Here is a 19,549-nt window from a genome sequence, read left to right on the forward strand (position 1 = left end):
CCGGCCGCCGGCCCGCACCCCGACCTCCACCCGCCAACCCGCCCCGACCTGCCACCGACCGGCGCCGCTCGGCCGGACACGTTAGGTTCGCCCCATGGCCGAGGAGACTCCCGCGACCGCGCCCCCCGAGCTGACGGTCGACGTCGCCGCGCTCACCGAGCTGCTCGACGGGAGGTACGCCGAGGTGCGCCGCACGGTGCGCGAGCTGCTGCCGGCGTACGCCTCCGTGCTCGACGACGCCGAGACGATGACCCGCGACGAGTTCCGGGAACGGGTCAAGGACGTCGTCCTGGAGATCGCCGGCACCGGCGCCGCGGGGATGGGCTTCCCGAAGGAGTACGGCGGAGGGGGCGACATCGGCGCCTCGATCGCGGCCTTCGAGAGCCTCGCGTACGGCGACCTGTCGGTCCTGGTCAAGGTCGGGGTCCAGTTCGGCCTGTTCGGCGGCGCGATCCTGCAGCTGGGCACGCAGCGCCACCACGACGCCTATCTCGAGGACATCGTCAGCGGGCGGCTGCTCGGCTGCTTCGCGATGACCGAGACGGGCCACGGGAGCAACGTCCAGGCGCTGGGCACGGTCGCGACCTACGACCCGGAGACGGCGTCCTTCGTCGTCACCACGACGACCCCGGAGGCCGGCAAGGACTACATCGGCAACGCCGCGAGGCATGCGCGGGTCGCCGTGGTGTTCGCCCAGCTGGAGGTGGCCGGCGAGGGGCACGGGGTGCACGCCCTCGTCGTACCCCTGCGCGACGAGGACGGTGCCACCCTGCCGGGCGTCCGGATCGAGGACGACGGGCACAAGATGGGCCTCAACGGCGTGGACAACGGCCGGATCTGGTTCGACGGCGTCCGGGTGCCGCGCGAGGCCCTGCTCAACAGGTTCGCCGACGTCACCGAGGACGGCGCCTACGTCAGCGAGATCGAGAGCCCGGGACGGCGGTTCTTCACGATGCTCGGCACCCTCGTCCAGGGTCGGGTCTCGGTCGGTGGGGCGGGGCTGAGCGCCGCGAAGAGCGCGCTCACCATCGCCGTGCGCTACGGACTGCAGCGCCGCCAGTTCGAGACCGGCGTCGAGGAGGACGGTGTCGAGCAGCTCCTCCTCGACTACGGCCTCCACCAGCGTCGCCTGCTCCCGCGGCTGGCACGGACCTACGCGCTGCACTTCGCCCAGGAGGTGCTGGCCGGGGAGCTCCACGACGTCTTCTCCGGCGTACGCACCGACGAGGAGACCCGGCGGCTGCTGGAGTCCCGGGCCGCCGGCACCAAGGCGCTCGCGACCTGGCACGCCACCGACGTCATCCAGGAGTGCCGCGAGGCATGCGGCGGCGCCGGCTACCTCGCGGTGAACCGCTTCGCCGCGCTCAAGGCGGACACCGACGTGTTCACGACCTTCGAGGGCGACAACCACGTGCTGCTCCAGCTCGTCGGCAAGGGGCTGCTGACCGACTACGCGAGCGACTTCTCCGACCTCGACCAGCTCGGGATGGTCCGCTTCGTCGCGGGTCTCGCGGTCGACACCGTCCTGGAGCGCACCCGCGTGCACCGGCTCTTCGAGCAGATCCGCGATGCGCTCCCGGGTGGCCAGGAGGAGTGGCACACCGACAGCGGGCTGCGCGACCCCGCCTACCACCTCGCGATGTACCGCTTCCGCGAGGAGCACCTGATCGGCGGCGTGGCGCGGCGGCTCAAGCGCGGCATCGACGAGGGGATGAACCCCGGCGAGGTCTTCTCCCGCGTCCAGGACCACGTCATCGCCGCCGCGCGGGCCCATGTCGAGCGGCTGGTACTCGAGGCGTTCGTCGACAAGGTCGCCGCCGTGCCGGAGGAGGCGGGCGAGCTCCGGGCGACCCTCAACGCGCTGTGCGACCTGCACGCCCTGTCCGGCATCGAGGCCGACCGCGCCTGGTTCATCGAGCACGGCCGCCTCACCATCCCGCGCTCCAAGGCGATCACGCGCGAGGTCGCCGAGCTGTGCCGCCGGGTCCGTCCGGTCGCGCGCGAGCTCGTCGACGCCTTCGACGTACCCGAGGAGCTGCTCCGGGCGCCCCGGCTGCTCGGCACGGAGCTGGTGGGAGGGCCGTCGTGATCCGGTCCGCCCTGTCCCGTCTGCCCGGACTCGGCGGCTGGTCCGAGGACCCGCTGTGGGCCTCGGTCTACGACTGGACCGTCGAGCACCCGACCGCCGGCGGCGCGCTGTGGCGGGTCGGCATCAACAGCGACCTGCGGCGGCTCTACCGCGCCGCCGACGAGATCGGGCGACAGCCAGCGGGCAGCAGGATCCTCGATATCCCCTGCGGCGGCGGGGTCGCGCTGCGCGGCCTGCGCCCCGGTCAAGGGGTGGAGTACGTCGCCGGCGACATCGCGCAGACCATGCTGGACCGCACGATGCGGGTGGCTGCGAGGCGCGGCGTCGCCGACCAGGTCGCCCCGCGGATCGCCGACGTGGGCGCACTGCCGTTCGAGGACGGCGCCTTCGACCTCGTGGTCACCTTCACCGGCCTGCACTGCTTCCCCGACCCGAGGCGCGCGGTCGTCGAGATCGCCCGGGTCCTGCGTCCGGGAGGCGTGCTCACCGGCAGCGCGCTGCTCAACGACACCGGCCTGCGGTTCGAGCCGCTGCGCCAGGTCGGCCGGGTGGCGGGCCTGCTCGGTCCCGGGTGCACCAGCGCCGAGCTGGAGACGTGGCTCGCCGAGCAGGACGTCGCGGACGTCGTACTCGAGACCAGCGGGGCGATCGCCTACTTCCGCGGGGTCAAGCGGGCATGAGCGGAGCCGCGGAGCGTCGTACCGCGGTGTTCGCGGCGCTGCGGTCCCTCCTCCTCGAGCGGCCGTGGGGGGACCTCACGCTGGAGGCCGTCGCGCGCGACGCGGGGGTGAGCCGGCAGACGCTCTACAACGCGTTCGGCTCGCGCTCGGGCCTCGCGCAGGCGTACACCGTGCACCTGGCCGACGCGCTGTGTGCGCTGATCGCCGAGACCCTCACCACCCACGCCGACGACCCCCGCCGAGGGCTCGAGGAGGCGCTGCGGATGTTCCTCGAGACCGCCGCCGAGGACCCGCTGATCGCCCGGGTCCGGGCGGGGGAGGCCCACCACGACCTGGTCCGGATCGTCACGACCGACGCCGGTCCGCTGCTGGTCCGGGTCGCCGGTCTGCTCGAGGAGGCCGCCCGCGTCGCATGGCCGGGGACCGACCCGGCCCACCACGCCCCGCTGGCGCGTACCCTCGCCCGGCTCGCCCTCAGCTACGTGACGACGCCTCCGGAGTACGACGACGGCCCGGCCACGATCGCCGCCGACCTCGCGGACCTGCTCGCCCCCCGTTGAGTCGTCGCTTTCGACCCGTCGAGTCGTCGCTTTCGACCCGTCGAGTCGTCGCTTTCGACCCGTCGAGTCGTCATTTTCGACCTGTTGAGTCGTCAGATGCCGCCGCGCCGGCGCCAGATGACGGTTGGACGGGTCGGAACCGACGACTCGGGCGGTCGGAACCGACGACTCGACGGGTCGGAACCGACGACTCGACGACGCAGGCTCAGTGGCCGCTGGTCTTGAACCGCTCGAAGGAGGCGACGATCTCGGTCTCGGCCTCGGTACGGCCGACCCAGTCGGCGCCCTCGACGGACTTGCCGGGCTCGAGGTCCTTGTAGACCTCGAAGAAGTGCTGGATCTCCAGCCGGTCGAAGTTCGGGACGTGGTTGATGTCGCGCAGGTGCTCCATGCGCGGGTCGCCCGCCGGGACGCAGAGGACCTTGTCGTCGCCGCCGGCCTCGTCGGTCATCCGGAACATGCCGATCGCGCGGCACTTGATGAGACAGCCCGGGAAGGTGGGCTCCTGGAGGAGGACCAGCGCGTCGAGGGGGTCGCCGTCCTGGCCGAGGGTGTCCTCGATGTAGCCGTAGTCGGCCGGGTACATCGTGGAGGTGAAGAGGAACCGGTCCAGGCGCATGCGCCCGGACTCGTGGTCGACCTCGTACTTGTTGCGGCTCCCCTTGGGGATCTCCACAAGGACGTCGAACTCCAGCACTGGCTTCCTCCACACGATCTCGGCCCGGAAAGGGTCTTGGCGCGGACGTGCTCGCGGGAGCTGTGAACCTGCCCGGCGCCGATGTTCGCGCCATTGTCCCGCACAATGTCCCGGAACGCGCAGTCGGGGAGCCCCGCGGCTGCGCCGTGCGGGAGGAGAGGCGTGGCGAAGAGGGAGCGCGAGCAGCGCGCGGGCGGTGCTCGCCGTGTGCTCGCCGGAGGGCTCGTGCTGGCGCTGCTGGCCGGCGCGGCTGTCGCGTGGCAGACCGGCTGGGCGCAGCGATGGTGGGACGAGCTGCGGGCCGACGCGGGCACGCCTGCCGACCCGGCCGCGGTCGCACCGCCGCCCGAGGTGGACGTCCCGCCCGTCGTCGTACCGGGGGCGGTGGCGGTCGCCGCCGACGGTACGGCGCCGCTGGACCCGCAGGCCGTACGACAGGCGCTGGCCCCGTTGGACTCGCCCGACCTGGGTCGCCACGTGATCGCCGCCGTGGGCCCGCTCGCGGGATCCGGGCTGGCCTACGAGGCGGCCGAGGGCGCCGACGTCGCGATCCCGGCCTCGACGACGAAGATCGTCACGGGTGCTGCGGCGCTCTTCCTGCTCGGCCCGGACCGCACCTTCGCCACGACGACCGTCCTGGACAGCTCCGGGGCCGCGCCGCGGCTGGTCCTCGTCGGCGGCGGCGACCCCCTCCTGGCCCGTGAGCCGGGCAGCGCCACGAGCGGCACGACGTACGACCCCGAGCGCGCCGACGTGCGCACCCTCGCCAAGCGCACCGCCCGCGCCCTGCGCCAGGCAGGTACGTCGAGCGTCGAGCTCGGCTTCGACGACAGCCTGTTCACGGGGCCGGCGGTCCACCCGAGCTGGCGGCCGGAGTACATCCCCGACGAGGTCAACCCGATCAGCGCGCTGTGGGTGAACGAGGGTGCGGCCCTCCCCGGGCAGGGTCCGGTCGCCGACCCGGCTCTCGAGGCCGCGCGGGCCTTCGCCCAGGAGCTGTCCCGGCGGGGCATCACCGTCACCGGTGGCCCCACCCGCACCTCCGTTCCCGCGAGCGCCACCGAGATGGCGCGGGTGACGAGTCCCACCGTGGCGCAGATCGTCCAGCGGCTCCTCGAGGTGAGCGACAACGCCGCCGCCGAGATCCTCCTGCGCCACGCCGGGCTCGCCGACCAGGGCGAGGGCTCGTTCGACGGCGGGCGGCGGGCGGTAGAGCGCATGCTCACCGCGAACGGCATCGACCTGCGCGGCTCGGTCCTGTACGACGGCAGCGGGCTGTCCCGCGACAACCGGCTCGCGCCCGGCGTCCTGGTCGACGTACTGCGCCTCGCGGCCTCGCCGCAGCATCCCCAGCTCCGCCCGCTCCTGGCGGGCCTTCCCGTCGCGGGCTACACCGGGTCGCTGGCGTACCGGATGGATCACGGCCCTCCGGCCGGCCGGGGCCGGGTCCGGGCGAAGACCGGGACCCTCACCGGCGTCACCTCGCTCGCCGGGATCGCGGTCGACTCCGAGGGCCACCTCCTCGCCTTCGCGCTCATGGCCGACAAGGTCAAGAAGGTCAAGGGCGCCCTCGCCCGGACCGCGATGGACGACGCCGCGGCCGGTCTCGGTGCCTGCGCCTGCTGACGACGTGTGAGAAGTGGGCCCGCGAGGTGCGCTCGATGGCGCCGCGCCCGCACCCCTCACACCTCGCGCCCGCACCCCTCACACCTCGCGCCCCCACACCTCACACCTCGCGCCCCCACACCTCACACCTCGCGCCCCCACACCCCACACCTCGCGGGTGCGACGGGGGTGACCGTGGGGGGTGGGTGTCTAGGCTTCCGGACATGACCGCACCCGCCGCGCCGCTGCCCCCGATGATCGACTGGGGGCTCGCGGTCGCGCTCGGGTCCCGGCTGGCCGGGGAGGGACCCGTGGTGAGCCGGTCCGAGGCGGACGACGCGGTCGCGGAGCTGCGCTCCGGGGCGCACCGCTCGACCGGGCTGGTCCGGGAGTTCACCGGGCTCGACGCCCCCGAGGGGACGGCGCCGATCCTGGTCGTCGACCGTCCCGGCTGGGTGCGGGCCAACGCGGAGGGCTTCGCCGTCGCCACCCGGCCGATGATCGAGAAGCTCGCCGCCACCAAGCAGCCGAGCGGGATCGGCCTGAAGGTCGGCGCGAAGATCACCGGAGCCGAGGTCGGCGGCCTGCTCGGGTTCCTCGCGAGCAAGGTGCTGGGACAGTTCGACCCCTTCCACGAGCCGCACGGCCGGCTGCTCCTGGTGGCCCCCAACATCGTCCACGTCGAGCGGGAGCTCGGCGTCGACCCCCGCGACTTCCGGCTGTGGGTCTGTCTGCATGAGGAGACCCACCGGGTGCAGTTCACCGCGGTGCCGTGGATGCGCGAGCACCTGTTCTCCGAGATCCGCGCGATCAGCGACACGGTGGAGCCCGCCAGCCTGCTCGAGGGCGGCCTGGAGCGGATCACCGAGGCGGTCAAGGCCGGCCGCAACGGCGGCAGCATCGTCGAGATGTTCAGCACCCCCGAGCAGCGCGCCGTCATCGACCGGGTCACCGGGATGATGTCGCTCCTCGAGGGCCACGCCGACGTCGTCATGGACGACGTCGGCCCCACGGTGATCCCGAGCGTCGCCCAGATCCGCACGAAGTTCACCAAGCGGCGCCAGGGCGTCGGCACCCTCGACCGGATCCTGCGGCGCCTGCTCGGCCTCGAGGCGAAGATGGCGCAGTACCGCGACGGCGCCCACTTCGTGCGCTCCGTCGTCGACAAGGTCGGGATGGACGAGTTCAACGCCGTGTGGGCCGGCCCGCAGAACCTCCCCAGCAAGGCCGAGCTGAGCGACCCCGACGGCTGGGTCCGCCGGGTCCTGTAGCCCTCGACGAGCCGCCCCCGATGGCCCTCCATCCCGCGATCGCGGCCGTGCGCCACGGCGTACGACGCACCCTCAGCGAGCTCGACCCGGGTACGACGGTCCTGGTGGCCTGCTCCGGCGGGGCCGACTCGCTCGCCCTGCTCGCCGCGACCGTCTTCGAGGGCCGCAAGGCCGCACTGCGCGTGGTCGGCGCGACGGTCGACCACGGGCTCCAGGCCGACTCGGCCGAGCATGCCGCGCGGGTCGTGGAGCAGATGGCGGCGCTGGGCGCCGACGAGACGGCCGCGGCCCGGGTCCACGTCGACCCCGCCGGTCTCGGCGTCGAGGCCGCCGCCCGCCGAGCCCGGTACGCCGTCCTGGAGCAGCTGCGCGAGCACGTGGGCGCCGCCGTCGTGCTGCTCGGGCACACCCGCGACGACCAGGCGGAGACGGTCCTGCTCGGGCTCGCCCGCGGGTCCGGCGGGCGCAGCCTCGCCGGGATGCGCCGGGGCTTCGACCACTACCGTCGCCCACTGCTCGACGTCGCGCGCGCCGACACCGTCGCCGCCTGCCTGGCCGACGGGATCGACTACTGGGACGACCCGCACAACAGCGACCCCGGCTTCGCTCGGGTCCGGGTCCGGCAGCGGGTCCTCCCGGTCCTCGAGGCGGAGCTCGGACCCGGCATCGCCGCCACGCTCGCGCGCACGGCCGACCAGGTCCGGGCCGACGTGGAGGCGCTCGACGCGCTCGCCGAGGCGGCGTACGACGACCTGGCGGGCCCCGCCGGCCTGCCGCTGGCGCCGCTGGACGCCCTGGTCCCCGCCCTCGCCACCCGGGTGCTGCGACTGGCCGCGCTGGACGCCGGGGCGAGCGACGCCGAGCTGTTCCACGTCCACGTCCTCGCGCTCCAGGGCCTCGTCCGGGGCCGGTCGGGCGCAGAGGTCCAGCTCCCCGGCCGGGTCAGCGCCTACCGCGACGGCGACCACCTCCGCTTCCGGCCGACGGCTGTGGCAGGCTGACGCCCATGCACGCAAGCGACGTCGCGGACGACCTGGTCGAGGTGCTCTTCACCGAGGACCAGATCCTGGACCGGGTCAAGGAGCTCGCCGCGGAGATCGAGCGCGACTACGAGGGCAAGGACCTGGTCCTGGTCGGCGTCCTGCGTGGCGCCGTCATGATCATGGCCGACCTGGCCCGCGCGCTGAACAAGCACGTCGAGATGGACTGGATGGCGGTGTCGTCGTACGGCTCGGGCACCAAGTCCTCCGGCGTCGTGCGCATCCTCAAGGACCTCGACGCCGACATCACCGGACGCCACGTCCTCATCGTCGACGAGATCATCGACACCGGCCTGACCCTGTCGTGGCTGACGTCCAACCTGGGCTCGCGCGGTCCCGCGAGCGTGGAGATCGCGACCCTGCTGCGCAAGCCGGAGGCGCTGCAGATGCCGGTCAAGGCCCGCTACGTCGGCTGGGACATCCCCAACGAGTTCGTCGTGGGCTACGGCCTCGACTACCGCGAGCGCTACCGCAACATGCGCGACATCGGCACCCTCGCGCCGTCCGTCTACTCCTAGGCTCGACGCGCGCCGCGAGCCCCGATCGCTCCCCCGAGGCGCGACGCCTCGCCTTCGCAACCAGGGACCAGACAGAATGGTGCCGTCGGCGGCGTGTACCGTCGTCGGATCCTGTCTGCGGAGTGTGGGGAGCGAGTAAGTCTGTGAAGCGCGTTTTCAGGGGCCCCTGGCTCTGGATCGTGGTGGCCGTGGTCGCCGTTGTCCTCGGCCTGCAGCTCCTCGCACCCGGCGGTGGGTACGACGAGATCCAGACGTCGCAGATGTCGACGTACATCGAGAAGGGCCAGGTCGACGAGATCACCTTCGTCGACGGCGACCAGGCCATCGAGGCCACCCTCGACAAGGGCACCCGCGAGTCGGGTGACAAGGTCATGGCCTACTACATCGACGGCCAGCAGGAGACCCTGCTCACGCAGGTCGACGAGCAGGTCGCGAAGGGCACCATCGACAAGGCCAACTCGAAGAACCCGCAGCCCAGCCTGCTCGGCTCGATCCTCGCCACGCTGCTGCCGTTCGCGCTGATCATCTTGCTGTTCATCTTCCTGATGAACAACGTCCAGGGCGGTGGCCGGGGCGTGATGCAGTTCGGCAAGTCCAAGGCCAAGATGATCAGCAAGGACATGCCCAAGACCACGTTCGCCGACGTCGCCGGCTGCGACGAGGCGATCGAGGAGCTCGGGGAGATCAAGGAGTTCCTCCAGGAGCCGGCCAAGTTCCAGGCCGTCGGCGCGAAGATCCCCAAGGGCGTTCTGCTCTACGGCCCGCCGGGCACCGGCAAGACCCTGCTCGCCCGCGCCGTCGCGGGCGAGGCGGGCGTGCCGTTCTACTCCATCTCCGGCTCCGACTTCGTCGAGATGTTCGTCGGTGTCGGTGCCTCCCGCGTGCGCGACCTGTTCGAGCAGGCCAAGGAGAACGCGCCCGCGATCGTCTTCATCGACGAGATCGACGCCGTCGGGCGCCACCGGGGCGCGGGCATGGGTGGCGGTCACGACGAGCGGGAGCAGACCCTCAACCAGCTCCTCGTCGAGATGGACGGCTTCGACGTCCGCGGCGGCGTCATCCTGATCGCCGCCACCAACCGCCCCGACGTCCTCGACCCCGCGCTGCTGCGCCCGGGTCGCTTCGACCGCCAGATCCAGGTCGACGCCCCCGACCTGGCCGGCCGCAAGCGGATCCTCGAGGTCCACTCCCGGGGCAAGCCCCTCGGTGGCGACGTCGACCTGATGTCGGTCGCGCGCCGTACGCCGGGCTTCTCCGGCGCCGACCTCGCCAACGTGCTCAACGAGGCGGCGCTGCTCACCGCGCGCAACAACCAGAAGATCATCACGGCACCGCTCCTCGACGAGGCGATCGACCGCGTGATCGCGGGCCCGCAGCGCAACTCCCGGCTCATGTCGGAGAAGGAGAAGCTGATCACCGCCTACCACGAGGGCGGCCACGCCCTCGTCGCGGCGGCGCTGCCGGGCACGGACCCGGTCCACAAGATCACGATCCTGCCGCGCGGGCGGGCGCTGGGCTACACGATGGTGCTGCCCGACGAGGACAAGTACTCCCAGACCCGCTCGGAGATGCTCGACAAGCTCGCGTACATGCTCGGCGGGCGGGCCGCGGAGGAGCTGATCTTCCACGACCCGACGACGGGCGCGGGCAACGACATCGAGAAGGCGACCGCGCTCGCGCGGGCGATGGTGACCCAGTACGGCATGACCGACCGGCTCGGTGCGATCAAGCTCGGCGAGTCCAACTCCGAGCCCTTCCTGGGCCGCGACATCGGCCACTCGCGCAACTACTCCGAGGACGTCGCCGCGATCATCGACGAGGAGACGAAGAACTTCCTCGCCACCGCGCACCAGGAGGCCTTCGACATCCTGGTCGAGAACCGCGACGTGCTCGACGCGCTGGTGCTCGCGCTGCTCGACAAGGAGACCCTCGACAAGGAGCAGGTCGCCGAGATCTTCACGGCCCTGCGCCTGCGCCCGGCCCGACCGGCGTGGACCGGGTCCCCGACCCGGGTGCCGTCCACGATCCCGCCGGTGGAGATCCCCGAGGAGATCCGCCGCCGCGCCGGGCAGAACGGCCAGAACGGGCAGGGCGCCGAGTCCGACAGCGGGCAGATCCTGACCCCGCCCGGGCCGGGCGGCGACGTGTACGGCGGCGGGCCCGCCGTACCTCCGAGCGACCCGACCCCGCCGACCCCGCCCGCCGGGACCTGACGGCGGGCGAGCGCGTGACCGACCCGATCAGCATGCCCGACCGCGGCCCGCAGGACGTCCCGCCGTTCGACCAGCCGCGCGCGGAGGCCGCCGTACGCGAGCTGCTCGCCGCGATCGGCGAGGACCCGGACCGGGAGGGCCTGCGGGAGACGCCGGCCCGGGTGGCCCGGGCGTACGCCGAGCTCACCGCCGGGCTGCGGATGGAGCCGCGGGACGTCCTCACCACCACCTTCGACCTCGGCCACGACGAGATGGTGCTGGTGCGCGACATCGAGCTGTGGTCGATGTGCGAGCACCACCTGGTGCCGTTCACCGGCGTCGCCCACGTCGGCTACATCCCCGCCGAGAGCGGCAAGATCACCGGGCTGTCCAAGCTGGCCCGCCTCGTCGACCTCTACGCCAAGCGCCCCCAGGTCCAGGAGCGGCTCACCACCCAGGTCGCCGACTCGCTGATGGAGCTGCTGGACGCGCGCGGCGCGATCGTGGTGATCGAGGCCGAGCACCTGTGCATGACCATGCGCGGCGTCCGCAAGGCCGGCGCCCGCACGATCACCTCCGCCGTGCGCGGCACGATGCTCAAGGACCCCGCCACGCGGGCCGAGGCGATGGCGCTGATCCACAGCTCGCGGCGCTGAGCCGCGGGTGCGGGAGTCACCGCTTCAGCGGCGATTCCCGCACCCCACCTCACCCCGCGAGGTACGCCGCCAGCGCCTCGTCCGCGTCGGCGCTCACGAAGCCCGTGCCGGCGAGCTTGCCGAGCGCGAGCGTGCTGTGCAGCGGCCGGGGCGAGAGCTCCTTGCCCGCGCTGTACTCCTCGGTCGTGACGGTGCTGACCCGAGCGGGGTCGTGGCCGGTGAGCTCGAAGACGCGGCGGGCGTAGCCCGCCCAGGAGCGCGGCTCGCCGCTGTTGGTCACGTTGTAGGTGCCGTACGGCGCGCCGGTGTCCACGAGGTGCCGGGTGGCCCGGGCGAGCTCGGCGGTGAAGGTGAGCCGCCCGACCTGGTCGTCGACGACGGCGGGGTCCACGCCGTCGGCGGCGAGCTGGGCCATGGTGCGCACGAAGTTGTGCCCCTCGCCGATCACCCAGGAGGTGCGCAGCACGTAGTGGCGCGGGGCGGCGGAGACGGCGAGGTCGCCGGCGGCCTTGGTCTGTCCGTAGACGCCCAGGGGCGCGAAGCCCTCGTCCTCGGTGTGCCCGCCCTCGACCTCGCGTCCGTCGAAGACGTAGTCGGTCGAGTAGTGGACCAGGGTGATGCCCCGCTCGGCGGCGATCCGGGCGAGGGCGGCCGGAGCGGCGGCGTTGGCGGCCCATGCGACCGGCCGGCCCTCGGGGGTCTCCGCCTTGTCGACGGCGGTGTACGCCGCCGCGTTGAGGATCAGCCCGTAGTCCTCCCACGGCCACGCCGCGAGCGCCGCGGCGTCGGTGAGGTCGAGCTCGTCGAGGTCGACCAGCGTGGCGTCCGGGAACAGCGGCGCCAGCGCCCGGCCGAGCTGCCCGCGGCAGCCGGTGATGAGGGTCTTCTTCGCCGCCAGCGGGGTGACCTCCGCGAGCAGCGGGTTGGCGCGGTCCTTCGCGGAGATCTCGACCTCGTCCGAGTCCAGCGCGATCGGCCACGGGATGGCGACGGTCGGGTCACCCAGGTGCAGGGCCGGGTAGGTCCGGCCAGGCACGTAGTGGTCGTTGACCAGGTACGAGTACACGGTGCCGTCCGCCAGGGCCTGGTAGGAGTTGCCGACCCCGCGCGGCACGAAGACCGCCACGCTCTCGTCGACCTCGGTCCAGTACGTCGCCCCGAAGCTGTCGCCCTCGCGCATGTCGACCCAGGCCGCGAACACCCTGCCGGTGGCCACCGAGACGAACTTGTCCCACGGCTCGGTGTGGATGCCACGGGTCGCACCGCGGGCGGCGTTGAAGCTCATGTTGTTCTGCACCGGGCCGAAGTCGGGCAGGCCGAGCTCCACCATCTTCGCGCGCTGCCAGTTCTCCTTGAACCAGCCGCGGTCGTCGCGGTGCACCGGCAGGTGGACCACGAGCAGGCCGGGGATCGGCGTCGTCTCGACGCGGAGGTCCGTCACGGCTACTGGCCCTTGGCGGCGTAGGCGGCCTCGGTGGCGTCCTTCTTCGGCCGCCACCAGGCCTCGTTCGCCTGGTACCACTCCACGGTCTGGGCGAGACCGGCCTCGAAGTCGCCGTACTGCGGGGTCCAGCCGAGCTCGGTGCGCAGCTTGCCGGCGTCGATGGCGTAGCGCAGGTCGTGGCCGGCGCGGTCGGTGACGTGCTCGAAGTCGTCCGCGTCGCGACCCATCAGGGTCAGGATCATCCGGACCACCTCGAGGTTCGACTTCTCTCCCTCGGCACCGATCAGGTAGGTCTCGCCGATCCGGCCCTGCTCGAGGATCCGGAGCACCGCGGACGAGTGGTCCTCGGTGTGGATCCAGTCGCGGACGTTCTCACCCGAGCCGTACAGCTTGGGCCGGCGACCGTCGATCACCTCGGTGATCTGGCGCGGGATGAACTTCTCGATGTGCTGCCACGGTCCGTAGTTGTTCGAGCAGTTCGAGATCGTGGCCTGGACGCCGAAGCTCCGCACCCACGCGCGCACGAGGTGGTCGGAGCCGGCCTTGGAGGCGGAGTACGGCGAGGACGGGGTGTAGGGCGTGTCCTCGGTGAACTTCTTCGGGTCGTCGAGCTCGAGGTCGCCGTACACCTCGTCGGTCGAGACGTGGTGGAAGCGCACGCCCGCCTTGCGGACCGCCTCGAGCAGGGTGAAGGTGCCGATCAGGTTGGTCTGGATGAACGGCGAGGGGTCGTTGAGCGAGTTGTCGTTGTGCGACTCGGCGGCGTAGTGGACGACCGCGTCGTGCTGGTTGACGAGCGGCTCGACCAGGCTCGAGTCGACGATGTCGCCGACGACCAGCTGGACCCGGTCCTCGGGCAGCCCGGCCAGCGACTCGCGGCTCGCCGCGTAGGTCAGCTTGTCGAGCACCGTCACCGTGGCGTCGGTGTGGCGGACGAGGTGGTGGACGAAGTTCGAGCCGATGAACCCGGCTCCGCCGGTCACGAGGATGCGCACGTCGGTCAGTGTATGAAGGACAATGCCGTCTCGACGTATCGAGACACACGACGACACGTCCGCAGGACGAACGAGGAGTGGGAGACATCATGCGCGGGATCATCCTGGCCGGCGGCACGGGGAGCCGACTGCACCCGATCACGCACGCCATCAGCAAGCAGCTGATGCCGATCTACGACAAGCCGATGATCTACTACCCGCTCTCCACGCTGATGCTCTCCGGCATCCGCGAGGTGCTGGTGATCACCACCCCCCACGAGGCCGACCAGTTCCGCCGCCTGCTCGGCGACGGCAGCCAGTTCGGCATCGACATCACCTACGCCGTCCAGCCCTCGCCCGACGGCCTCGCCCAGGCCTTCCTGATCGGCGAGGAGCACCTCTCGGGCGGCGGTGCCGGCCTGGTGCTGGGCGACAACATCTTCTACGGCGCGGGTCTCGGCACGCGGCTGCGCCGCTTCGACGGGCTCGACGGGGCGGCCGTGTTCGGCTATCGCGTGGCCGACCCCACGGCGTACGGCGTGGTCGAGTTCGATGCCGACGGCCGGGCGCTCTCGCTCGAGGAGAAGCCCGAGAAGCCGCGCAGCCACTACGCCGTGCCGGGCCTGTACTTCTACGGCTCCGACGTCGTGGAGAAGGCCAAGTCCCTGAAGCCGTCGGCACGCGGCGAGCTCGAGATCACCGACCTCAACCGGCTCTACCTCGACGAGGGCCGGCTCCAGGTCGAGGTCCTCCCGCGCGGCTCGGCGTGGCTCGACACCGGCACCTTCGACGACCTCAACGACGCCAGCAACTTCGTCCGCGCGCTCGAGGCGCGGCAGGGGACCAAGGTCGGCGCCCCCGAGGAGATCGCCTGGCGGCTGGGCATCATCGACGACGCGCGGCTCGAGGAGCTCGCCAAGCCGCTGCTGAAGAGCGGCTACGGCCGGTACCTGCTCGACCTGCTGGCCGAGGCCGCGGACGCGGGGCCGAACCACCTGCTGTGAGGGGGGTGGCGGATTCACCACGGGATGTAGGTGGACCGTCCCGCGGGGCGCGGATTCACCACGGGATGTAGCCGAACCCGCGCATCTGTAGCGGAGTTCCACCCGGGAAGTGCGCACTCGCCTACATCCCGTGGTGAATCCGCCACCGGGCGCCCCCGCCGGAGCCCCCCCGGAGCCGACTCTCACCCCCGCCGCAGCCGCTGAAGCAGCGACCGGCGCGCGGCGGGAGGCTCCTCGGCCGGCAGCCGCAGCAGCAGCCCGTCCTGGGCGGAGTAGTCGAGCCGCACCGGCCCCACCGCGGTGCCGGCGGGCAGGTCGCTGAACGCGCGCTTGATCCCGGTACGCCCGTCGAGCTCGCACATGCCGAGGACCAGGTGTGCGCCCGGTGGAAGCGCGTTGCCCATCGCCGCCGTGCGGGGGTCGAAGCGGGCGGTGAAGCGCCCCTCGGGCTCGAGCGTGCCGTCCGCCTGCTCGACGAGCCGGACCTCCGAGGTCGAGGGCAGCAGCCAGTTCACCCGGGTCGGTGCGTGCCGGATCGCCACGTCGACGAAGGCCGCCGAGACGTCCGCGGAGGGGGTCAGCCCGCGCTCGGCGAGCAGGCCGGCGAGAGGCTCGGGCAGGTCGCGCACCACCTCGCCCGCCGCCGTACGCCGGGCGAAGGGCTGCCCCGGGATCCGGCTCCACCGCACGGTGCCGGTGATCGTCACGGCGCCCTCCCCAGCGTCCTCGACGGCGGTGACGGTGAACTCCGGACGCCGGCCGATCCCGTCGCGGAGGTAGTCGGCGGCCGCCTCGGCGTGGCCGGCGCGGAACAGCGTGATGGCCACCCGGCTGCGGTCGGGGAGGCGTCGGTCGAGCTCGGCCGGCACGTAGGCCGCGAGCATGCGGGCGACCTCCGCCCGAGCCGACGCGACCGCCCCGGCGTCCTCGCCCGCTCGCTGGCCGAGCTGCGAGACGAGGCGCACGTGGACGTTCTGCACGAGCAGCTCGTCGCGGACGGAGGCGTCCTCGACGGTGGAGACGAGCCGGAAGAGCTTGTCCAGGTAGGGCCAGTACTCCGGGTCGCCGCTGTAGTCGAGCTTCGTGCCGTCGGTGGAGGTGGAGCTGTTCTCCGCCGTCTTGCGCCAGTGGTAGAAGGGCGTGGAGCTCAGCACGGCTACGGCGGGCAGGTGTCGAATCACGTCGACGTGGAAGAACAGGTCCTCCCACAGGTGCCGCGGCGCCTCGGGGAAGCGGATGTCGTGCTCGAGCAGGAACGCGCGCCGGTAGAGCTTGTGGGGCGTCATCGGCAGCAGCCCGCGCAGCGGCTCGTCCCGGGCGTCGCGCAGGTCGCGGGTGTACTGGGTCAGCCCCCAGCGGGCGACCTGGGTGCGCACCTCCTTGCCGTTGACGACGTCGGCCCCGGCCTCGTCGCCGAGCGCCACCGCGGCCCGCAGCGCGTCGGGGTAGAGCTCGTCGTCGTGGTCGAGGAAGAGCACATAGCGGCCCCGCGCCTCGCGTACGCCGATGTTGCGGGGCCGGCTCGGCCACCCCGACGGCTCCAGCGCGAAGGCCCGGTAGTTGGCGCGCCCGGCCGCGATCGCCTCGATCCGGGCCGCCGTGTCGTCCGGCGAGCCGTCGTCGAGCAGGAGCACCTCGAGCCGGTCCTGGGGGAGCGTCTGGGCGTCCAGTGACGCGATCGCCCGGTCCAGGCCGGGCCCGGAGCGGAAGGTCGGGATCACGACCGAGACGAGGGGGGCGACGGAGGGGTCGTGGGGAGCCTCGGCCATGGCGGGAGTCTAGTGTCGGCCTGTGGACGCCTTCGTCGCTCTCGACGCCTCGACCGCCCTGCTGCGCCGCCAGCTCGCCGCGGTCGCCCCGGACCAGTGGGACGAGCCCAGCGCCTGCGAGGGATGGTCGGTGCGCCAGGTGGCCGACCACGTCCTCGGCGGGGGCTACCGCTACCGCCTGTGGCTGACCGGGGCGCCCCGCGCGGAGGTGGAGGCCAGCCGCGCCTGGGACTTCGTGGGCACCGATGCGGTGGCCGCGCTGGACGAGCACGCGGCGTCCCTGCGCGCCGCACTGGCCGAGCCGGGCGCCCTGGAGCGGCCGGTCGCCCACGTCGCCGGAGAGATCCCGGGTCGCGGTCTGCTCGAGCTGCGGGTCCTCGAGCAGACCCTGCACGCCTGGGACATCGCCGTCGGCATCGACGGCGACCGCACCATCGACCCGGACCTGTGCGCCTTCCTGCTGGCTGCCGCATCCACCGTCGACCGGCTCCGCGAGCAGGGCTACTACGCCCCTGCGGCGCCCGGCGCACCTGACCACGGCGCCGCCCCCCAGGAGCGACTGCTGCGCCTCACCGGCCGCTGGCGCTGAGCGCGCCGACCACTAGGGTTTGGGCCATGACCGGCCGCTCGTCGACGCCCCTCGTCATGGGGGTCGTCAACGTCACGCCCGACTCGTTCTCCGACGGTGGGCGGTACGACGACCCGGCGCGGGCGGTCGCGCACGGCCGGGCGCTGCTGGCCCAGGGCGCCGACATCCTCGACGTCGGCGGCGAGTCCACCCGGCCCGGCGCGACCCGACCCGTGCCCGCCGAGGAGCTCGACCGCGTCGTACCCGTCATCGAGGCGCTGGCCGCCGACGGGGCGCGGGTGTCGGTCGACACGATGCGCGCGGAGGTCGCGGCGCGAGCGGTGGAGGCGGGCGCGGAGATCGTCAACGACGTGTCCGGCGGACTGGCGGACCCGGAGATCCTCGACGTGGTGGCCCGCACCGGCGTCACCTATGTCGCGATGCACTGGCGCGCCCACAGCGACCGCATGCAGCAGTTCGCGGCGTACGACGAGCAGGGCGGCGTGGTGACCGCGGTCCGCGACGAGCTCGCGGATCGGGTCGCGGCGATGCGCGCCGCGGGCGTGCACGACGAGCAGGTCGTGCTCGACCCCGGCCTGGGCTTCGCCAAGCTCGCGCACCACAACTGGGAGCTGTTGCGCCGCCTCGACGTGCTGGCCGAGCTCGGCTTTCCGCTCCTGGTGGGCGCGAGCCGCAAGACCTTCCTCGGCCGGCTCCTCGAGGACGCCGACGGCGAGCCCCGGCCGGTGGGGGAGCGGGAGGCGGCCGGCGTCGCGCTGAGCGGGCTCCTCGCCGCCGGCCTCGGCGGCGCTCCGGTGTGGTGCCTGCGGGTCCACGATGTGCGTGCCCACCGCGACGCCCTCGCCGTTGCGGCACAGTGGGGTGGTGCCGCCGCGGACCGGGCCGCGGCGCCGGGAAGGGACAGCAGGACATGAGCGACGAGCTGAGCATCCTCGGCATCGAGTGCTTCGCCCACCACGGGGTCTTCGACCACGAGCGGCGCGACGGCCAGGTCTTCAGGATCGACCTCACGCTGGGCGTCGACACCGCGCCCGCGGCGGCGTCGGACGACTTGCGCGACACCGTGGACTACGGAAGCCTCGTGGACCAGGTCGCGGCCGCCGTGACGAGGGACCCGGTCGACCTCATCGAGACGCTCGCGCAGCGGATCGCGGACACCTGCCTGTTGGACCCTCGTGTTGAATGGGTGCGTGTGACCGTCCACAAGCCGGATGCGCCGATCCAGGCGACGTTCGCCGACGTACAGCTCACCATCACCCGGCGCCGTGACGCGGCGGGCACGGGAGACCGAACCGGGAAGGCAGAGGGCCCAGCATGACCGAGACCCCCAATCCGAACATCGTCGACGCGGACACGCTGACGGGCGAGATGCGACCGATCCGGCGCGTGGTGATCGCCCTCGGATCCAACCTCGGCGAGCGGTTCGCCACCCTCCAGGGAGCGCTGGGGGTGCTCGCGGACACGCCGGAGGTGTGGGTCACCGGCGTCTCCCCGGTCTACGAGAGCGCCCCGGTCGACTGCCCTCCCGACACCCAGGACTTCCTCAATGCGGTCGTCCTCGCGGACACCACGCTCTCAGCGCACCGCCTGCTGGACCGGGCCCTGGCGATCGAGGACGCCTTCGACCGCGAGCGCAGCGAGGTCAAGAACGCTCCGCGCACGCTCGACGTCGACCTGATCGCGGTGGGTGACCGCCGCAGCGACACCGACGTGCTGAGGCTGCCCCACCCGCGCGCCCACGAGCGCGCCTTCGTCCTCAAGCCGTGGCTGGACCTCGAGCCCGACGCCGAGCTGCTCGACCACGGCCCGGTCGCCGAGCTGCTCGACAAGGTCGGCACCGACGGCCTGAAGCTGCGCGACGACCTGGTCCTCGAGTTCGAGTGAGCCGCGAGGGCCCCGTCCGGGAGCCCGACGAGGAGCCCCCGAGCCCGCCCGCGGGCGAGCTGCGCCCGACCGGAGCCGGCACGCTGCTGGCCTGGGCGGCCGTCGGGCTCGTCGGCGGCTGGGCCCTCCACCCGCTCTGCGACCGGCTGGGCGTCGTACCTCCCCTCGTGTCGGGGGCGCAGCCGCTCGCCCTGCTCCTGCTGGCCGCGATCCTGGGCTATGTCGCCTGGGTGACCCACCGCGCGGTGCACGTCCGGCGCGAGCGGCTGGAGACGCACCAGGCGGTGAACCGGCTGGTGCTCGCCCGCGCCAGCGCGTTGGTCGCCGCCCTCGTCACCGGTGGGTACGTCGGCTACGGGCTGTCCTGGGTCGGCGACCACGCCGAGCTCGCCGACGAGCGGATGGTGCGCTCCTTCGTGGCCGCGGCCTGTGCGCTCGCCGCGGTCGCCGCGGCGCTGCTGCTCGAGCGAGCGTGCCGCGTCCACGACGACCCCTAGGCCGCGCTGGCAGCCTGACCGAGGCCTGCTGTGACGGTTGGGACGGATGTGACGAGCGTGTCTGCGCGGCCACGGCGCCG

General features: G+C 72.7%; 19 protein-coding genes. 15 read left to right on the plus strand and 4 right to left on the minus strand.

Features of this window, described 5'->3' with window-relative positions; genetic code table 11:
- Window positions 1-94: 94 nt before the first annotated feature.
- From ACJ5H2_RS01790 to ACJ5H2_RS01800, 3 genes are read left to right on the plus strand one after another with little or no spacing between them, the layout of a single operon-like run.
- Window positions 95-2,089 (plus strand): acyl-CoA dehydrogenase, encoded by a 1,995-nt coding sequence (locus ACJ5H2_RS01790; RefSeq protein ID WP_408897849.1) that lies wholly within the window; start codon window positions 95-97, stop codon window positions 2,087-2,089.
- On the plus strand, window positions 2,086-2,769 hold the full coding sequence (locus ACJ5H2_RS01795; RefSeq protein WP_408897850.1) for a class I SAM-dependent methyltransferase: 684 nt from the start codon (window positions 2,086-2,088) through the stop codon (window positions 2,767-2,769). Before ACJ5H2_RS01790 ends, ACJ5H2_RS01795 begins: the two co-directional genes overlap by 4 nt.
- A complete protein-coding gene (locus ACJ5H2_RS01800; protein ID WP_408897851.1) occupies window positions 2,766-3,329 on the plus strand; it encodes a TetR family transcriptional regulator in 564 nt (187 codons plus the stop codon). The genes ACJ5H2_RS01795 and ACJ5H2_RS01800 overlap by 4 nt, the downstream gene beginning before the upstream one ends.
- Window positions 3,330-3,534: 205 nt before the next feature.
- Here ACJ5H2_RS01800 and ACJ5H2_RS01805 read toward each other — a convergent pair whose 3' ends face one another.
- Window positions 3,535-4,023: an inorganic diphosphatase gene (locus ACJ5H2_RS01805; RefSeq protein WP_408899579.1), complete on the minus strand. Its 489-nt coding sequence runs from the start codon at window positions 4,021-4,023 to the stop codon at window positions 3,535-3,537.
- Between the two features lie 165 nt (window positions 4,024-4,188).
- Between ACJ5H2_RS01805 and dacB the strand changes: the two genes are divergently transcribed.
- From dacB to folE, 6 genes are all read left to right on the plus strand, one after another.
- Window positions 4,189-5,652, plus strand: coding sequence for a D-alanyl-D-alanine carboxypeptidase/D-alanyl-D-alanine-endopeptidase (gene dacB, locus ACJ5H2_RS01810; RefSeq protein WP_408897852.1), 1,464 nt, complete (start codon window positions 4,189-4,191; stop codon window positions 5,650-5,652).
- Window positions 5,653-5,855: 203 nt separating this feature from the next.
- Window positions 5,856-6,902 carry a zinc-dependent metalloprotease gene (locus tag ACJ5H2_RS01815; RefSeq protein WP_408897853.1) on the plus strand — a complete coding sequence of 349 codons (1,047 nt, stop codon included), beginning with the start codon at window positions 5,856-5,858 and terminating at the stop codon, window positions 6,900-6,902.
- 20 nt (window positions 6,903-6,922) lie between these two features.
- Window positions 6,923-7,903, plus strand: a complete 981-nt coding sequence (tilS, locus tag ACJ5H2_RS01820; RefSeq protein WP_408897854.1) for a tRNA lysidine(34) synthetase TilS — start codon at window positions 6,923-6,925, stop codon at window positions 7,901-7,903.
- A 5-nt stretch (window positions 7,904-7,908) separates the two neighbouring features.
- Window positions 7,909-8,460 carry a hypoxanthine phosphoribosyltransferase gene (gene hpt / locus ACJ5H2_RS01825; RefSeq protein ID WP_408897855.1) on the plus strand — a complete coding sequence of 184 codons (552 nt, stop codon included), beginning with the start codon at window positions 7,909-7,911 and terminating at the stop codon, window positions 8,458-8,460.
- 122 nt (window positions 8,461-8,582) lie between these two features.
- Complete coding sequence (ftsH, locus tag ACJ5H2_RS01830) at window positions 8,583-10,673, plus strand: ATP-dependent zinc metalloprotease FtsH (RefSeq protein WP_408897856.1); 2,091 nt, start codon at window positions 8,583-8,585, stop codon at window positions 10,671-10,673.
- 14 nt (window positions 10,674-10,687) lie between these two features.
- Window positions 10,688-11,308, plus strand: a complete 621-nt coding sequence (folE, locus tag ACJ5H2_RS01835; RefSeq protein WP_408897857.1) for a GTP cyclohydrolase I FolE — start codon at window positions 10,688-10,690, stop codon at window positions 11,306-11,308.
- A gap of 49 nt (window positions 11,309-11,357) precedes the next feature.
- Here the strand turns inward: folE and ACJ5H2_RS01840 are convergent, their stop codons facing one another.
- Window positions 11,358-12,749 (minus strand): sugar nucleotide-binding protein, encoded by a 1,392-nt coding sequence (locus ACJ5H2_RS01840; RefSeq protein WP_408897858.1) that lies wholly within the window; start codon window positions 12,747-12,749, stop codon window positions 11,358-11,360.
- A 2-nt stretch (window positions 12,750-12,751) separates the two neighbouring features.
- Window positions 12,752-13,747, minus strand: a complete 996-nt coding sequence (gene rfbB, locus ACJ5H2_RS01845; RefSeq protein WP_408897859.1) for a dTDP-glucose 4,6-dehydratase — start codon at window positions 13,745-13,747, stop codon at window positions 12,752-12,754.
- Between the two features lie 89 nt (window positions 13,748-13,836).
- On the opposite strand from rfbB, the gene rfbA reads away from it, so the two are divergent.
- Window positions 13,837-14,730 (plus strand): glucose-1-phosphate thymidylyltransferase RfbA, encoded by an 894-nt coding sequence (gene rfbA / locus ACJ5H2_RS01850; RefSeq protein WP_408897860.1) that lies wholly within the window; start codon window positions 13,837-13,839, stop codon window positions 14,728-14,730.
- A 182-nt stretch (window positions 14,731-14,912) separates the two neighbouring features.
- Here the strand turns inward: rfbA and ACJ5H2_RS01855 are convergent, their stop codons facing one another.
- Window positions 14,913-16,499: a glycosyltransferase family 2 protein gene (locus ACJ5H2_RS01855; RefSeq protein ID WP_408897861.1), complete on the minus strand. Its 1,587-nt coding sequence runs from the start codon at window positions 16,497-16,499 to the stop codon at window positions 14,913-14,915.
- A 22-nt stretch (window positions 16,500-16,521) separates the two neighbouring features.
- On the opposite strand from ACJ5H2_RS01855, the gene ACJ5H2_RS01860 reads away from it, so the two are divergent.
- From ACJ5H2_RS01860 to ACJ5H2_RS01880, 5 genes are read left to right on the plus strand one after another with little or no spacing between them, the layout of a single operon-like run.
- Window positions 16,522-17,088 (plus strand): TIGR03086 family metal-binding protein, encoded by a 567-nt coding sequence (locus ACJ5H2_RS01860; protein WP_408897862.1) that lies wholly within the window; start codon window positions 16,522-16,524, stop codon window positions 17,086-17,088.
- A gap of 26 nt (window positions 17,089-17,114) precedes the next feature.
- On the plus strand, window positions 17,115-18,002 hold the full coding sequence (gene folP / locus ACJ5H2_RS01865; protein WP_408897863.1) for a dihydropteroate synthase: 888 nt from the start codon (window positions 17,115-17,117) through the stop codon (window positions 18,000-18,002).
- Window positions 17,999-18,406: a dihydroneopterin aldolase gene (folB, locus tag ACJ5H2_RS01870; protein ID WP_408897864.1), complete on the plus strand. Its 408-nt coding sequence runs from the start codon at window positions 17,999-18,001 to the stop codon at window positions 18,404-18,406. The genes folP and folB overlap by 4 nt, the downstream gene beginning before the upstream one ends.
- On the plus strand, window positions 18,403-18,972 hold the full coding sequence (gene folK / locus ACJ5H2_RS01875; RefSeq protein ID WP_408897865.1) for a 2-amino-4-hydroxy-6-hydroxymethyldihydropteridine diphosphokinase: 570 nt from the start codon (window positions 18,403-18,405) through the stop codon (window positions 18,970-18,972). Before folB ends, folK begins: the two co-directional genes overlap by 4 nt.
- Window positions 18,969-19,469 (plus strand): DUF3180 family protein, encoded by a 501-nt coding sequence (locus tag ACJ5H2_RS01880; RefSeq protein WP_408897866.1) that lies wholly within the window; start codon window positions 18,969-18,971, stop codon window positions 19,467-19,469. The genes folK and ACJ5H2_RS01880 overlap by 4 nt, the downstream gene beginning before the upstream one ends.
- Window positions 19,470-19,549 lie beyond the last annotated feature (80 nt).

This window comes from Nocardioides pymetrozini (assembly GCF_046058985.1).
In the GTDB taxonomy this organism is placed as follows: Bacteria; Actinomycetota; Actinomycetes; order Propionibacteriales; family Nocardioidaceae; genus Nocardioides.